We start from the raw sequence: 13465 nt of genomic DNA, 5'->3' as shown, positions 1-13465 counted from the left end.
GAGGTATTTTCGGACCGAAGAAGGGGTCAGGCCAGTGCGGCCTCGGCGGCGGCTCCGAGCCGGAGCAGCCGTTCTTCGCCCATCGGCTTGCCAAGGAACATGAGGCCCGCGCCCGGTGTGTCGGTGGGCAAGGTAAGCGAGGCGCCTTCGAGCAGGTTGCCGAACCGGGTGTTTCTGAGGGTCATCAGGTTCTCGGTGACGTAATAGTCGTCCTCGTCCAGCAGGCGCCGGGCATTCGGAGGCATGTTGGGTGTGGTGGGCAGGATGAGCGCGTCGTAGCCCGCGGCCCGGGCGCGCACGGTTTCGCGGATCGCGTCGAGGCGGCGCCAGGCGGCGACGTAGTCAGCGCCCGAGACCTTTCCCCCCGCCTCGAACCGCTCGCGGATGCGGGCGAACATGGCGTCCGGGTCCGCGCTGATCCGGTCGCCCCAGGTGCCCCAGGCTTCGGTGGTGTAAAGGACGCCCGACATGCTTTGCGCCGAGTCGAGCTCCGGGATATGAGCGCGGTCGATCTGCGCTCCGGCTTTCGACAGGCGCGAGACGGCGGTTTCGAAGGCGGCGGCAGGTGCGTCGCGGCAGTCGGCGAGGCCGTTTTCCAGCACGAGGAGGCGGGCGTTCGAGAGCGTCGCGCCGGTGAGATCGGCGGGGCGGCCACCTTCCAGCGCGGCGAGCAGGAGGCCCGCGTCTTCCACCGTCCGGCACAGCGGCCCCACCGTGTCGAACCGGGCGGCGAGGGGGACGACGCCACGCAGCGACAGCCGCCCATGCGTGGTCTTGAGGCCCACGAGATCGTTCCACGCCGAGGGCACGCGCACCGAGCCGCCGGTGTCAGACCCGATTCCGGCGGGGGCGAGGCCGTGAGCGACCGAGGCCGCCGCACCGGAGGACGAGCCGCCGGGGGCGGCCTGGGGGTCGTGGATGTTCGGCGGGGTCGCGGTGATCGGGTTGAGCCCGAGGCCCGAGAAGGCGAATTCCGACATATGCGTTTTGCCGAGGCAGACGAGCCCGCCCAACGTCGCGGTGGCGAGCACTTCGGCGTCGCGCTCGGGAACCCGGTCCCGCAAAAGGGCCGAGCCCGCCTCGGTCGCGACGCCCGCCGTGTCGAACAGATCCTTCCAGCTTACCGGCACACCGTCCAGCGGGCCCAGCCGCTGACCGGCACGGGCGCGCGCCGCCGCCGCGCCGGCTTCGGCCAATGCGCGCTCGCGGGTGAGGCGGGCGTAGATGCGGGTGCCGTCTGGATGTGCCTCGGCCGCGTCCAGATGGGCCTCGGCCAGCGCAACGGGGTCGATCCGGCCTGCGCCGATCCCCCGCCCAAGGTCCGCCGCGCTCATCCATAACCAATCGTCCGACATTCGCCTCTCCCCGCGCCGTTTCGGGGACGGTAGCGGCAGGGGGGCGCATGGACAATCCCGGCGCATCGGCGCAGAAAGACCCCATGACGACCGACACAGATATCGTGATCGTGGGCGGCGGGCTGAACGGCCCCGCCCTGGCCCTCGCGCTGGGGGATACCGGGTTCGACGTGACCGTCGTGGACGCGCTGCCGGCGGGTGCGCGGGGCGAGGATTCGTTCGACGGGCGCGGTTATGCGCTCGCCCTTGCCTCGCAGCGGCTGCTCAAGGTCATCGGGGTGTGGGAGCGGGTGGCCGAGAACGCCACGCCCCTTCTCGAAATCCGCATATCGGACGGCAAGCCGGACGCCGGGCCGGGGCCCTTCGTGCTCGAATTCGACCATGCCGAGATCGACGAGGGCCCGATGGGCTACATGGTCGAGGATCGGTTCCTGTCGCAGGCGCTGGCCGCGTCTGTCGCGGCGCATCCGCGTGTGACGCTCTTGTCGGGTGAAACGGTGGTGGCGCAGGCGGCCGACGGGGCCGTGGCGCGTGTCACGCTTGCAGGCGGGCGCGAGATTACCGCGCGGCTCATCGTCGGATGTGACGGACGCGCCTCGGGCACCGCGCAGCGCGCCGGGATCGACCGGTGGGGCCATGATTACGGCCAGACCGCGCTGGTCGCCGCCATCGCTCATGAGCTGCCGCATCACGGCACCGCGCACCAGTTCTTCATGCCGCCCGGACCGCTCGCGATCCTGCCTTTGACCGGCAACCGTTCCTCCATCGTCTGGACCGAAACCTCCGAGGATGCCGCGCGGGTTCACGCATTGGACGAGGCCGGCTACCTTGATCATCTGCGGCCCCGGTTCGGGGATTTCCTCGGGGACATCTCTCTGGCAGGGGCGCGGTTTACCTATCCGCTCAACCTCACCGTGGCGGAGCGGTTCGTAGAGGAGCGCGTCGCTCTCGTCGGGGATGCGGCGCACGGGATGCATCCGATCGCGGGGCAGGGGCTGAACGCCGGGCTCAAGGATGTGGGCGCGCTGGCCGAGGTGCTGACCCTTGCCCGCCGGCGCGGCGAGGACTTCGGGCGGCGCGACGTGCTCGACCGGTATCAGGCGTGGCGGCGGTTCGACGTGATGCAGATGGTGCTTGCCACCGAGGGCGCGAACCGACTGTTTTCGAACGACAATCCGCTCCTTCGCGCGGCGCGCGAGGTGGGGCTTGGCGTGGTGAACGCGCTGCCCGGTCTGCGGCGTGGCTTCATCCGCGAGGCCGCCGGGCTGACCGGCGACCTGCCGAAACTCCTGCAAGGGCGCCAGATCTAGCGCTTGCCGCAAGACTTGAGCTGCATGTCGTAGATCGCCGCGCGGGCCGCCACTTCATCCGAAATGCGCAGGAGCCAGGACTTGCTGTTGTGGCTGCCGCGCAGATAGCCGGAGCGGCCTTCGTGATAGGCGAGATACTGGTTCTTGGCGTCGCCCAGCTGCACCCCGGTCTCTTCGACCGTCTGGGTCATGTACCAGCCGATGAAATCAGTCGCCGCGCGGATGTCGTGGCGTTTCGCGCTGCGCCGTCTTTGGTCGTTCTGGTATTCCTCCCACGTCCCGTCGAGCGCCTGAGCATAGCCGTAGGCGGAACTCTGACGGCCCATCGGGATCACGCCGAGCGCGTATTTGACCGGGGTCCGGTTGTTCCCGATGAACTTCGATTCCTGATAGATGATCGCCATCTGAACAGGCACGGGCACGCCCCACTTGCGCTCTGTCGCCGTCATGGCGCGCAGATACTTGGGCCGTTCCTTGACGATGGCACAGGCATCGTCGAGGTTGCGCGGCGCAGAAAAATTCTGCCCGCATGAAATCAGGGCCGCTGTGACGGCCAGCATCGCTATCGCGCGGAGAAACCTGCTCATCTGCCTCTCGCTATGTTCTTTTATTTTGAAGGAAGCATAGCGGATATGGGGCGATTTGGAAATGGCCGGTCTTTTCAGACGAAAAACGCGAGGATGACGGGCAGGGCGAGGACGGACAGGAGCGTCGAGACGACGACGAGCCCGGCGACCGCGTTGGGGTCGGTGTCGTACTTCTCGGCGAGGAGGTAGTTCGACACGGCGACGGGGGTGGAAAGCTGCACGACAAGCACGGCGAGGGCCACCGGCTCGAGTTTCAAGGCAAGGCCGATGCCGAGGGCGAGGGCCACGCTCGCGACGAGTTTGACCAGCGACATGCCAAGGGCCGGCAGGAACCCGGCGGGACGCAGGCGGGCCACGGCGACCCCGAGCGTCAGGAGCATGAGCGGGATCGCAAGCTGGGCGATAAGCTCCAGCGTGTTGGTCAGGAACGTGGGCGTCTGCCATCCCATCACGAGGAACAGGGTGCCCGCGAGGGTGCCGAGCAGGATCGGGTCTTTCAGCACGGCGACGGGCGAGCCGCCGCCCGACACCAGCCACAGGCCGAAGGTGAACGACCCGATCGCCATGATTGCGAAGACGACGACGGCATAGCTCAGCCCGGTATCGCCGAAGGCGAACAGCGCGAGCGGCAGGCCCAGGTTACCGGTGTTGCCGAAGGTCAGCGGGGCGAGGTAGCTGCGCAGGTTCAGGCCCCGGAGCTTCAGAATCACGAAAAAGACGAGGCAGACGGCGGCATAGGCGGCGGCCGTGGCGAGCGAGAGGGAGGTGAGCGCGCTCGGGTCGATCTCGGTTTGCATGAGGGCGGTGAAGATGAGGGCCGGGGTGCCAAGCGTCATCGCCAGTTTCGTGACGAAATTGATTCGGTATTCGTGGCCGAGGCGGACCCATGCAAAGCCGATTCCGGCCAGCAAAAACACGGGCGCCACGATTTCCAACACTGTAAGAACGAGGTTCACAATCTGTTTCCCCTGAATCGCGCGCCCCGGTAATGGACAGCGCCGGGTTGAGTGTCTAGTAGTGGTGTGGGGACTGTTGATTTATGTTGAAAACGCACGCGAAATATCACCTTGGCCAGATCGTGCGCCACCGCAAGCATCCCTTTCGGGGTGTTATTTTCGACGTGGATGCAATGTTTTCGAACACGGACGAATGGTATGAGGCCATTCCCGAGGATAGCCGTCCGCCCAAGGATCAGCCTTTCTATCACCTGCTCGCCGAGAACGATCAGAGCTACTATGTGGCTTATGTCTCCGAACAGAACCTCGTCGAGGATTACTCGGGCGAACCCGTGACCCATCCGGATGTCGAAGATCTCTTCGGCGATTTCGAGGATGGTCACTACCCGCTGCACTTCCAGCTCAACTGAACGTCCCGCAGGATGTCAGCCGCGCCGTGTAACCGGCGGTGCGCTTTTCAATGCTTGGGGGTGAGAACCTCGGTGCCGCGCACTGGGTGGGGGCTGTTACACGCGGCACCGAGGGAAGCATTGCAGCTACGAGGATGTTTATGACCGCGGTTTTTGTTCGCGTTTGGGAGCCAATAGGGCATTTCGGGGGCAAATGGGTCGGGCTTGGTTAATAATTCCCGACGTGGTCTCGCCTCGGACCTTCAGCCCGCGTCGATCGAAATGTCGAGGTCGATGGAAAAGGTCAGCTCGTTTCGCGCCCCGTCGCGGCGATAGCGCAGGTCGCGCGTCAGATCGCGGATGATCCCCCAGCCGAACCCGCCTTCGGGCAGGTCCTCATACACGACCGTGAGGTCATGGTGCCGGGCCGGCGGCGCTTCGCCATCCGGCATCGGCACGCCGTCGTCACGGATGCGCACCGACAGGGCCTGACCGGTGCGCCATGCCTCAAGCTCGATGATTCCGTGGCCCCGGTCGGCAAAGGCGTGTTCGACCACGTTGTTCATCACCTCTGCCAGCACCAGCTCAACCAGCCCCGATGCATCCGGCCCCACGCCCATCGCTTCGGCAGCAGAGACAGCCGTGCTCAGCGCCCGGCGCACGGCCATGTCGGTGGCGGGGAACAGGAGGTGAAGCCCGCCGTTTCCCGCGAAGGGGCCGGGCCGGTGGCGGTCGCGGGCGTGTCCCATGAAGCGCAGCGGTTCAGCCTGCATCGGCCAGCCCCTCAAGCGTGGCGACGTCGGCGTGGATGGTAAAGACCCGGTCCATCCGGGTCAGGGCAAAGACCTTCGCCACGTTGCGGGTGAGCCCAGCCAGCTCGAGCCGCTGTGGTTCGCCCGCCTGTTTCATCGCGGCGACGATGGCACCCAGCCCCGAACTGTCCACGAATGCGACCGAGGACAGATCGAGCACCACGCGGTCCGGCCCGGTGTCGATCAGCGCGCGCATCTGATCCTTGAACTGGATCGCAACAGCCGCATCGATCCGGGCGTCGGCCACCGTGACGACCCGAAGATCCCCGACATCCCTCGACATGAGCTCCATTGCCATTCTCCTTCGCAGGCGTTTTGATGCGGGCGACCTTAGGCAAGCTTCGTTACCAACCCGTAAGCGGCCGACAGAAACCTGATAGGAGGACGCGATGGAAAACGTGGTGATCGCAGGCGCGGCACGGACCGCGATGGGGGGATTTCAGGGCGTGTTCGACGGCGTTCCGGCAGCGGACCTCGGCGGTGCGTCGATCAAGGCGGCGATGGCCGATGCCGGGGCCGGCCCCGACCGGATCGAAGAGGTTCTGATGGGCTGCGTCCTGCCCGCCGGCCAGGGACAGGCCCCCGCGCGGCAGGCCGGATTCGCGGCTGGCCTCGGGGAAGAGGTGCCGGCGACGACCATGAACAAGATGTGCGGGTCGGGCATGAAAACGGCCATGGTCGCCTTCGACCAGCTGGCCCTCGGCCAGACCGGCATCATGGTCGCGGGCGGGATGGAGAGCATGACCAACGCGCCCTATCTTCTGCCCAAGATGCGCGGCGGCGCGCGGATCGGGCATGGGCAGGTCATCGACCACATGTTCCTCGACGGGCTCGAGGACGCCTATGACAAGGGCCGCCTCATGGGTACCTTCGCCGAGGATTGCGCCGAGGCGTTCCAGTTCACGCGCGAGGCGCAGGATGACTACGCGATCCGCTCGCTCGAAAGTGCGCTGGAGGCGCAGAAATCCGGCGGCTTCGCGGGCGAAATCGCGCCCTTCACGATCTCGACCCGCCAGGGCGACGTGGTGGTGTCGGAAGACGAACAGCCCGCCAAGGCGCGGCCCGACAAGATCCCGGGGCTCAAACCGGCCTTTCGCAAGGACGGGACGGTCACGGCAGCCAATTCCTCGTCGATCTCGGATGGCGCGGCCGCGCTCGTGATGGCCGGTGAAGCCGTCGCTGACAAGGCCGGGCTCAAGATTCGCGCACGCGTCCTCGGTCACGCGTCACACGCCCAGGCCCCCGCGCTCTTCCCGACCGCGCCGGTGCCGGCGGCCAAGAAACTTCTCGACCGGATCGGCTGGACCACGGCGGATGTCGACCTGTGGGAAGTGAACGAGGCGTTCGCGGTCGTCCCCATGGCTTTCATGCAGGAAATGGGCCTCGACCGTGAGATCGTGAACGTCAACGGCGGCGCCTGCGCGCTGGGCCACCCGATCGGCGCCTCCGGCACCCGCATCATCGTGACGCTGCTTAACGCACTTGAGACACGCGGCCTCAAACGCGGTGTCGCCGCGATCTGCATCGGCGGCGGGGAAGGCACGGCCATCGCCATCGAACGGGTCTGATCTTCTCTGTTTCAAGAAACCTTCGGGGGGTCCGGGGGGCAGACAGCCCCCCGGCCTCTCCAACCGGAGATCCGCATGGACTACGCCGAACTCACCCAACGCATCCGCGCCCTGACCGAGGAGGAAACCGACGAGGTCGCCCTCATGGCCACCATGGCCTGCGAGGTGCATCATTTCGACGACCGCTTCGACTGGACCGGGTTCTACCGGGTGACCGAACCGGAGCTGCTCAAGATTGGGCCCTACCAGGGCGGACACGGCTGCCTGACGATCCCGTTCTCGCGCGGCGTCTGCGGCGCGGCGGCGCGCACGGGGGAGGTGCAGCTTGTGGCGGATGTGGAAGCGTTTCCGGGGCACATCGCCTGTTCCTCCTCCACCCGCTCCGAACTCGTCCTGCCGGTTCGTAACGGCGCGGGCGCGGTCATCGGGGTCTTCGACATCGACAGCGACCGGCCCGACGCCTTCACCGAGGAAGACGCGACGGTGCTCACCGCCCTGCTGGATGAGGTCTTCGGGAAATGCTGACCGGCTCCTGCCTCTGCGGCGCGATCCGGTTTTCCGTCTCGGGACCGTTGCGCGACGCAGGCGCGTGCCACTGCACCCAGTGCCGCAAGCAATCCGGGCATATCTGGGCCTCGGGCGAGGTCGCTCTCACGGACATCGAAATCACCGGAAACCCGCGCTGGTATGCGGCCAGTGACGCGGCCCGGCGCGGGTTCTGCCCGACCTGCGGGTCGTTCCTGTTCTGGCAGGCGAACGGGTCGGACGAGATCGGGGTCGCGCTGGGCGCCATCGACGGGCCGACGGGCGTGACCGGGTTCCGCCATATCTTCACCGCCGACAAGGGCGACTACTACACCATCCCCGGGGATGAGCCGCAGGTGGACACCGAATGAAACGGGGGAGCTGTCTGTGCGGGGAGGTCACCTATGCCTCCGAGGGACCGTGGCGACCCAGCATGGCGTGTCACTGCACCCAGTGCCGCAAGACGACGGGACACTACCTCTCGGCGACGCAGGTCCCGACCGCCAATCTGACCATTGCCGGTGACACGCTCGCCTGGTTCCAGAGCTCACCCGAGGCGCGGCGGGGTTTCTGTGTGAAGTGCGGGTCGTCGCTGTTCTGGCAGCAGGGCGGGCGAGAGATGACGTCGGTGATGACCGGGACGCTGGACGGGGCCACCGGGCTCACGACCTCGACCCATATCCACCTAGAGGACAAGGGGGACTACTACGCGATCCCCGAAAGCGAGATCGAATGATCCTAGGGCTCGATCCGGCCTCCGTGCTCGCCTTTCTCGGGGCCGGGGTCGTGCTCAACCTCACCCCCGGCGCAGACGTGATGTTCGCCACGGCCTCTGGCGTGTCCGGCGGGCCGCGTGTCGGGGCCGCCGCCGCGCTCGGCGTCGCGCTGGGCGCGCTGTGGCATACGATTCTGGCGGCGGCGGGCTTGTCGGCGCTCCTCGCGGCCTTTCCGCTGGCCTATGACGCGGTACGCTATGCGGGGGCGGCTTACCTCCTCTGGCTCGCGTGGAAAAGCTGGCGCGCGGGGGCCGCGCAGGGCGGTGAGGGCGCACGCCGACTTGGCCGGGCCGTCTGGCGCGGCTTCGTGACCAATGCGCTCAATCCCAAGGTCGCGCTCTTCATCCTCGCCCTCCTGCCGCAGTTCACCGCCCCCGAGGCGGGGCCGCTCTGGGCGCAGATCCTCGCGCTGGGCGCGCTCTTCGCCGCGACGGGGTTCTTCATCACCGCCGGATACGGCGTCGCGGCCGGTGTCGCGGGCGCGAAACTCACCCGCCATGCGCGCCTGCTCAACCGGGTGAGCGCGGCCGTTTATGCCGCCCTTGCGCTCCGGCTCGTCCTGACCGGCGGCCAACGCTAGGCTTGCGCAATCCGGCCTGCTTTGCGAAAGCGCGGGCATGGACGAACGCTATATCCCGCCCGACGATCCGCTCGAGGTCCTGCACATGGATCACGAAGTCCTGCTTGCCAACAAACCGGCGGGCCTGTTGTCGGTACCGGGCAAGGGCGAAGAGCTTGCCGATTGTCTGCTCGCCCGTGTGCAGGCCGCGTTTCCCGAGGCGCTGCTCGTTCACCGGCTCGACCGCGACACCTCCGGCGTGATGGTGTTCGCTCTGACCCCGCACGCGCAGCGCCACCTTGGTCTGCAATTCGAAAAGCGGCAGATGAAGAAAACCTACATCGCCCGCGTCTGGGGCGACGTCGAGGGGAACGAGGGAACCGTGGACCTGCCGCTCATCGTCGACTGGCCCAACCGCCCGCGACAGCATGTCGATTTCGACAAGGGCAAGCCCGCCCTCACCGACTGGAAGGTTCTCAAACGCGAAGGCGGGACGACGCGGATGCGGCTGTTTCCCAAGACCGGGCGCAGCCATCAGTTGCGCGTCCACATGCTGGAGCTTGGCCACCCGATCCTGGGCGATCCATTCTATGCCGAAGGCCCGGCCCGCGACTTCCCCCGCCTGATGCTGCACGCCGAAAGCCTTCGCTTTCGCCATCCCGACGGCGGCAAGGGCACGACGGTCAAGGCGAAGCCGCCGTTCTGAGGGGCGCGACGAAACGCGTTGGACGTGGGGGCCGCAAAGAGCCAGAGTGAAATGCATTGGGCATCGGGGGGGATTCCACATGCAGATTGCCGAGACCATCTTTCACATCCTGACACTCTTGGTGCTTGTCGCGATGGCTGCCAGATACGGGCTCGCGCGCGGTATTCATGGCTATCACAAGGACGCAATGGGCGCGAGTGCAGACCCCGAGGCACCGGGGGTCACGCTTGTCTTTCGCGCGCTTTACCTTGCCATCGGGTTCGGCACGCTCGCCGTGGCGCTGGGCTACGCCGTGCTCGTCTTTCGGGTCACACCGGACCTCGGTTATGGCACGGGCTATGCCTTCGTCATGGCCAGCGTTCTGGCCGTTCCGATGCTGGCCGTGACCTGGCGGGTTGAGCGTATGTCCGGGGTCAAGACTCCTTGGCGCGTGATTCTCGCGGGCACCGTGCTTGCCGTGATCGCATATGCGCTCTCGCTGATCGGCTAGCTCAGGTCCAGCCCGTCGATCGGCTCCAGCGTCTTGACCAGTTCGCTGCGCAGATGCTCGTGCTGAGACGGAAGCTTCAGCGCATCGCCCAGCGTTTCCACCGGCTCATCCGCGTCGAACCCGATGTCGAGCGTCGCGACCTCGAACAACACGCCGCCCGGCTCACGAAAGTAGATGGAGTGGAAATAGTTGCGGTCACGCACCTCGGTCGGCCGCATCCCCGCGTCGATCACCGCCTCGCGCACGGCCAGCAGGCTTTCGTCGTTCGCCGTGGCGAAGGCGATGTGGTGGACCGATCCGGCGCCTTCCACGGATTTTGGCATGTCCGGCGCGGCCATCACGTCGATCACGCCCACCGGCGCATCCATCGTGAGGCGCGTGGTCGTGCCCTCGTTCCCCGCTTCGGCGTAGCCCATCGCGGTCAGTAGATCGAGCGTCGGGCGCGGGTCGGCGATCATCAGCGTGACCGAGTGAAAGCCGCGGATCGCCATGCCCTTTGGCAGGGCTGTCCACGGGGTCCGCGTGTCGTCGCTTTCGACCAGCGCCAGCGTTTCGCCGTCCGGGCCGGGGAAGCGGAGCTGCGCTTCGCCGAACACCTCGACCCGCGTGCTGTCGGTCAGCCGCTTTTCCCAGTCGCCCAGGGACCCGCGCGGCACGGCAAAGGCGGTTATGGCAACCTCGCCGGTGCCGCGATGCCCCTGCGACCACTTGCGGTCGGGGAAATGAGTCATGACCGTACCGGGCGTGCCGTTCTTGTCTCCGAAATACAGGTGATAGACATAGGGGTTGTCGAAATTCACCGTCGTCTTGACCCGGCGCAGGCCGAGCGTGTCCGTGAAAAAGGCGTTGTTTTCCGGGGCCGGGCCGGCAAAGGCGGTGACGTGGTGCAGTCCTTGGATGTGCGGGATCATGTGGTTCTCCGTTTTGGCGGATACGGCTGATGTCTCGGGCTGGATGATAACGCGAACTCGGCTATCGTTCCCCCATGAATTTCACAGGTGCGAAACTGATCCTGCTCATCGGCGGCAAACTGGTGACGATCCGGCGCGACGACGACCCGGCGATCCCCTGGCCCGGCCTGTGGGACCTGCCCGGCGGCGGGCGCGAGGGCGAGGAAACCCCCGAAGCCTGCGTTCTGCGCGAAACGGCCGAGGAAACCGGTCTGATGATCCCGCCCGAAGCGCTGATCTGGCGCAGGTTCTATCCGCGCCCCGACCCGGCCTGGAGTTTCGCCGCGAAACTACCCCAGGTTGTGTCCGGGGACCTGCGGTTGGGAGACGAGGGGCAGGAGATCGCCCTGATACACCCGGCCGAATGGGTGCTGCGCGATGACGTGATCCCGCATTTCCGGATGCGGGTCGCCGAGGCGATGGAGGAGATGCACGACCTGTGAGGGCTGAAGGACCGCATATCTTGCCTTGATGAGCAGACCGCGCCACAGCATAGTGTGCGAGCATTTCAGCAGCGGAGCGACCCTATGACCCCCGAGGATTTCCTGTCTCAGTTTGTCGGGGCTAACATCGTCCTGCTGCTGGTTGCCATCTTCCTGATCGTTTCGGTCTTTCTGGGTGTGCGGATCGTGCCGCAGTCCGAGAAGTTCGTGGTCGAGCGGTTCGGGCGGCTGCAAAGCGTGCTCGGGCCGGGGATCAACTTCATCATCCCCTTCCTCGACCGTGTGCGCCACAAGGTGTCGATCCTCGAACGGCAATTGCCGACGAATACCCAGGACGCGATCACCCGCGACAACGCTTTGGTGCAGGTGGATACGAGCGTGTTCTACCGCATCCTCAACCCGGAAAAGACCGTCTACCGAATCCGTGACGTGGACGGGGCGATCTCCACCACCGTCGCCGGGATCGTGCGGAGCGAGATCGGGATGATGGACCTCGACGACGTCCAGTCGAACCGTCAGCAGTTGATCCTAAGGATCAAGGCGCAGGTGGAGGATGCGGTCGATGCCTGGGGGATCGAAGTGACGCGGGCGGAAATCCTCGACGTGAACCTCGATCAGGCGACCCGCGACGCGATGCTCCAGCAGCTCAACGCCGAACGGGCCCGCCGTGCGCAGGTGACCGAGGCTGAAGGCAAGAAACGGGCGGTGGAGCTGTCGGCGGATGCCGAGCTTTACGCGGCCGAACAGATCGCCAAGGCGCGGCGGATTCAGGCGGATGCTGAGGCCTATGCGACCGAGGTCGTGGCCAAGGCCATCGCCGATAACGGGCTGGAGGCCGCGCAATACCAGGTGGCGCTCAAGCAGGTCGAGGCGCTGACCAAGGTGGGTGACGGGCCGGGCAACCAGATGATCCTGCTCCCCGCCGATGCAGTTGATGCGTTCAAGAATGCCTTCGGGATGCTGAAAGGACGCTCGACATGATGATCTGGGAAATCTGGTGGGTCTGGATCGCGGCGGCGCTCGTCCTCGCGATCCTCGAACTGTTCGCCCCCGGCTTCATCTTCGTCGGCTTCGCGCTGGGCGCGGCGCTGGTCGGCATCATATTCGCGCTGGGCTTTGTCCTCAGCCTGCCGGTGTCGCTGGTGATCTTCGCCGTGTTCTCGGTCGTCGTCTGGATCGTGCTGCGCCGGGCCTTCGGGGTGCGCAAAGGCCAGACGCAGACCTTTCACCGCGACATCAATCAGGACTGACACCCGCCGGGGCCATCCGGCCCACCGCCGTGCGGATCGCGCCGAGTTGCTTGCCCTTCACGAGCCATGAGATCGAGAAGGCGACGCAGGCGACCGTCTCCATCACGAACATGTATTTCCAGGGGGCGAGCGCCTCGGTCGCGGCGTCGATCAGGACGTAGGGCACGAGCGCCAGCAGGCACAGGATCATGACCACGCCGCAGCCCACGAAAATCAGGTTGTCGCCGGTCCAGCGGATGCGGCCCTCCTCGTCCCGGTCGCCCTTGGTGAACTGAAAGATCGACAGGATCGCGAGAGCGGCGAAGAAGCCGGTGGCCGAGCCGAAGTGAAACAGGTTCGGGTGACATTCGATCCCGAGGTTTATGCCCTCCTCGGTGCAGAGCATCGGGGCCTCCACCCGCACGGGAAATATCGCGACCCCGATGGCGAAGGCCCCCGCGATGCGCGACAGCCAGCGGTCCGACAGGATCTCCCCCTTCTCCGGGCGGCGGGCGTAGCCCTTGTAGGTGAACAGGAACACGCCGATGGCGCACATGATGCCGACGAAGATGTCGCCCATGTGGGTGTAATAGAACTCGCTGATCGAAGGGGCGAAGGTGCCCTTCGCTGTGAGCGCGTAGGCGATGAGCATGGCGGGCAGGAGAAAGCCGAGGTAGCCGAGCGCGCGCCGGACGTTGAGGTATTCGAGGACGAGGTCGTTCTGAGCCTCTTCGCGAAGGCCGGTATCGGGCTGGGTCATGGCAATGTCCTTCGGATCAATGACCCGAGGATACCATGAAGGGCGAAGAA

At 66.2% G+C, this 13465-nt stretch carries 19 protein-coding genes; 12 read left to right on the top strand and 7 right to left on the bottom strand.

Annotated elements, in window-relative coordinates; translation table 11 throughout:
• Positions 1-26: 26 nt before the first annotated feature.
• On the bottom strand, positions 27-1355 hold the full coding sequence (locus B2585_RS10630) for an amidase (RefSeq protein WP_292022861.1): 1329 nt from the start codon (positions 1353-1355) through the stop codon (positions 27-29).
• A gap of 83 nt (positions 1356-1438) precedes the next feature.
• On the opposite strand from B2585_RS10630, the gene B2585_RS10625 reads away from it, so the two are divergent.
• Positions 1439-2665 carry an FAD-dependent monooxygenase gene (locus B2585_RS10625; protein ID WP_292022860.1) on the top strand — a complete coding sequence of 409 codons (1227 nt, stop codon included), beginning with the start codon at positions 1439-1441 and terminating at the stop codon, positions 2663-2665.
• Here B2585_RS10625 and B2585_RS10620 read toward each other — a convergent pair.
• Together B2585_RS10620 and B2585_RS10615 are read right to left on the bottom strand one after the other, a co-directional pair.
• A complete protein-coding gene (locus B2585_RS10620; protein WP_292022858.1) occupies positions 2662-3252 on the bottom strand; it encodes a lytic transglycosylase in 591 nt (196 codons plus the stop codon). The two genes, B2585_RS10625 and B2585_RS10620, sit on opposite strands and share 4 nt — an antisense overlap.
• Positions 3253-3326: 74 nt before the next feature.
• The gene (locus B2585_RS10615) at positions 3327-4208 is read right to left on the bottom strand and encodes an AEC family transporter (protein WP_292022856.1); all 882 of its coding nucleotides are present in this window, start codon (positions 4206-4208) and stop codon (positions 3327-3329) included.
• Positions 4209-4291: 83 nt separating this feature from the next.
• Between B2585_RS10615 and hspQ the strand changes: the two genes are divergently transcribed.
• Positions 4292-4618, top strand: coding sequence for a heat shock protein HspQ (gene hspQ / locus B2585_RS10610; RefSeq protein WP_292022854.1), 327 nt, complete (start codon positions 4292-4294; stop codon positions 4616-4618).
• 242 nt (positions 4619-4860) lie between these two features.
• Here hspQ and B2585_RS10605 read toward each other — a convergent pair whose 3' ends face one another.
• Both B2585_RS10605 and B2585_RS10600 read right to left on the bottom strand, forming a co-directional pair.
• Positions 4861-5370 carry an ATP-binding protein gene (locus B2585_RS10605; RefSeq protein ID WP_292022852.1) on the bottom strand — a complete coding sequence of 170 codons (510 nt, stop codon included), beginning with the start codon at positions 5368-5370 and terminating at the stop codon, positions 4861-4863.
• Positions 5360-5701, bottom strand: a complete 342-nt coding sequence (locus B2585_RS10600; RefSeq protein ID WP_292022851.1) for an STAS domain-containing protein — start codon at positions 5699-5701, stop codon at positions 5360-5362. Before B2585_RS10600 ends, B2585_RS10605 begins: the two co-directional genes overlap by 11 nt.
• A 97-nt stretch (positions 5702-5798) precedes the next feature.
• Between B2585_RS10600 and B2585_RS10595 the strand changes: the two genes are divergently transcribed.
• The 7 genes from B2585_RS10595 to B2585_RS10565 all read left to right on the top strand — a co-directional run bounded on the left by B2585_RS10595 (position 5799) and on the right by B2585_RS10565 (position 10033).
• On the top strand, positions 5799-6977 hold the full coding sequence (locus tag B2585_RS10595; protein ID WP_292022850.1) for a thiolase family protein: 1179 nt from the start codon (positions 5799-5801) through the stop codon (positions 6975-6977).
• Positions 6978-7052: 75 nt separating this feature from the next.
• Positions 7053-7502 (top strand): GAF domain-containing protein, encoded by a 450-nt coding sequence (locus B2585_RS10590; protein ID WP_414674049.1) that lies wholly within the window; start codon positions 7053-7055, stop codon positions 7500-7502.
• Positions 7496-7873 carry a GFA family protein gene (locus B2585_RS10585; RefSeq protein WP_292022847.1) on the top strand — a complete coding sequence of 126 codons (378 nt, stop codon included), beginning with the start codon at positions 7496-7498 and terminating at the stop codon, positions 7871-7873. The genes B2585_RS10590 and B2585_RS10585 overlap by 7 nt, the downstream gene beginning before the upstream one ends.
• On the top strand, positions 7870-8238 hold the full coding sequence (locus B2585_RS10580; protein WP_292022845.1) for a GFA family protein: 369 nt from the start codon (positions 7870-7872) through the stop codon (positions 8236-8238). The genes B2585_RS10585 and B2585_RS10580 overlap by 4 nt, the downstream gene beginning before the upstream one ends.
• Positions 8235-8858, top strand: coding sequence for a LysE family translocator (locus tag B2585_RS10575; RefSeq protein WP_292022844.1), 624 nt, complete (start codon positions 8235-8237; stop codon positions 8856-8858). Before B2585_RS10580 ends, B2585_RS10575 begins: the two co-directional genes overlap by 4 nt.
• 37 nt (positions 8859-8895) lie before the next feature.
• Positions 8896-9543 carry a pseudouridine synthase gene (locus B2585_RS10570; RefSeq protein ID WP_292022842.1) on the top strand — a complete coding sequence of 216 codons (648 nt, stop codon included), beginning with the start codon at positions 8896-8898 and terminating at the stop codon, positions 9541-9543.
• A gap of 79 nt (positions 9544-9622) precedes the next feature.
• Positions 9623-10033 (top strand): hypothetical protein, encoded by a 411-nt coding sequence (locus B2585_RS10565; protein ID WP_292022840.1) that lies wholly within the window; start codon positions 9623-9625, stop codon positions 10031-10033.
• Here B2585_RS10565 and B2585_RS10560 read toward each other — a convergent pair.
• The gene (locus B2585_RS10560; protein WP_292022838.1) at positions 10030-10944 is read right to left on the bottom strand and encodes a VOC family protein; all 915 of its coding nucleotides are present in this window, start codon (positions 10942-10944) and stop codon (positions 10030-10032) included. The genes B2585_RS10565 and B2585_RS10560 overlap by 4 nt on opposite strands.
• Before the next feature lie 74 nt (positions 10945-11018).
• On the opposite strand from B2585_RS10560, the gene B2585_RS10555 reads away from it, so the two are divergent.
• The 3 genes from B2585_RS10555 to B2585_RS10545 all read left to right on the top strand — a co-directional run bounded on the left by B2585_RS10555 (position 11019) and on the right by B2585_RS10545 (position 12676).
• Positions 11019-11426: an NUDIX hydrolase gene (locus tag B2585_RS10555; protein ID WP_292022836.1), complete on the top strand. Its 408-nt coding sequence runs from the start codon at positions 11019-11021 to the stop codon at positions 11424-11426.
• Between the two features lie 84 nt (positions 11427-11510).
• Entirely contained in the window at positions 11511-12407 is an 897-nt protein-coding gene (locus B2585_RS10550; RefSeq protein WP_292022835.1) for an SPFH domain-containing protein, read from the top strand.
• Entirely contained in the window at positions 12404-12676 is a 273-nt protein-coding gene (locus B2585_RS10545) for a hypothetical protein (protein ID WP_339718229.1), read from the top strand. The genes B2585_RS10550 and B2585_RS10545 overlap by 4 nt, the downstream gene beginning before the upstream one ends.
• Here the strand turns inward: B2585_RS10545 and B2585_RS10540 are convergent.
• Positions 12663-13415 (bottom strand): hypothetical protein, encoded by a 753-nt coding sequence (locus tag B2585_RS10540; RefSeq protein WP_292022831.1) that lies wholly within the window; start codon positions 13413-13415, stop codon positions 12663-12665. The two genes, B2585_RS10545 and B2585_RS10540, sit on opposite strands and share 14 nt — an antisense overlap.
• Between the last annotated feature and the right edge of the window lie 50 nt (positions 13416-13465).

This window comes from Maritimibacter sp. UBA3975 (genome assembly GCF_002384975.1).
Lineage (GTDB): Bacteria > Pseudomonadota > Alphaproteobacteria > Rhodobacterales > Rhodobacteraceae > Maritimibacter.
The sequence above is the reverse complement of the archived record's forward strand: the minus strand, read 5'-3'. Positions and strand labels throughout refer to the sequence as shown.

Coding starts and splice junctions, on each gene's coding strand:
- B2585_RS10630 (WP_292022861.1), bottom strand. CDS start 1,355: ATGTCGGACGATTGGTTATGGATGAGCGCGGCGGACCTTGGGCGGGGG.
- B2585_RS10625 (WP_292022860.1), top strand. CDS start 1,439: ATGACGACCGACACAGATATCGTGATCGTGGGCGGCGGGCTGAACGGC.
- B2585_RS10620 (WP_292022858.1), bottom strand. CDS start 3,252: ATGAGCAGGTTTCTCCGCGCGATAGCGATGCTGGCCGTCACAGCGGCC.
- hspQ (WP_292022854.1), top strand. CDS start 4,292: ATGTTGAAAACGCACGCGAAATATCACCTTGGCCAGATCGTGCGCCAC.
- B2585_RS10605 (WP_292022852.1), bottom strand. CDS start 5,370: ATGCAGGCTGAACCGCTGCGCTTCATGGGACACGCCCGCGACCGCCAC.
- B2585_RS10600 (WP_292022851.1), bottom strand. CDS start 5,701: ATGGAGCTCATGTCGAGGGATGTCGGGGATCTTCGGGTCGTCACGGTG.
- B2585_RS10595 (WP_292022850.1), top strand. CDS start 5,799: ATGGAAAACGTGGTGATCGCAGGCGCGGCACGGACCGCGATGGGGGGA.
- B2585_RS10590 (WP_414674049.1), top strand. CDS start 7,053: ATGGACTACGCCGAACTCACCCAACGCATCCGCGCCCTGACCGAGGAG.
- B2585_RS10585 (WP_292022847.1), top strand. CDS start 7,496: ATGCTGACCGGCTCCTGCCTCTGCGGCGCGATCCGGTTTTCCGTCTCG.
- B2585_RS10580 (WP_292022845.1), top strand. CDS start 7,870: ATGAAACGGGGGAGCTGTCTGTGCGGGGAGGTCACCTATGCCTCCGAG.
- B2585_RS10575 (WP_292022844.1), top strand. CDS start 8,235: ATGATCCTAGGGCTCGATCCGGCCTCCGTGCTCGCCTTTCTCGGGGCC.
- B2585_RS10570 (WP_292022842.1), top strand. CDS start 8,896: ATGGACGAACGCTATATCCCGCCCGACGATCCGCTCGAGGTCCTGCAC.
- B2585_RS10565 (WP_292022840.1), top strand. CDS start 9,623: ATGCAGATTGCCGAGACCATCTTTCACATCCTGACACTCTTGGTGCTT.
- B2585_RS10560 (WP_292022838.1), bottom strand. CDS start 10,944: ATGATCCCGCACATCCAAGGACTGCACCACGTCACCGCCTTTGCCGGC.
- B2585_RS10555 (WP_292022836.1), top strand. CDS start 11,019: ATGAATTTCACAGGTGCGAAACTGATCCTGCTCATCGGCGGCAAACTG.
- B2585_RS10550 (WP_292022835.1), top strand. CDS start 11,511: ATGACCCCCGAGGATTTCCTGTCTCAGTTTGTCGGGGCTAACATCGTC.
- B2585_RS10545 (WP_339718229.1), top strand. CDS start 12,404: ATGATGATCTGGGAAATCTGGTGGGTCTGGATCGCGGCGGCGCTCGTC.
- B2585_RS10540 (WP_292022831.1), bottom strand. CDS start 13,415: ATGACCCAGCCCGATACCGGCCTTCGCGAAGAGGCTCAGAACGACCTC.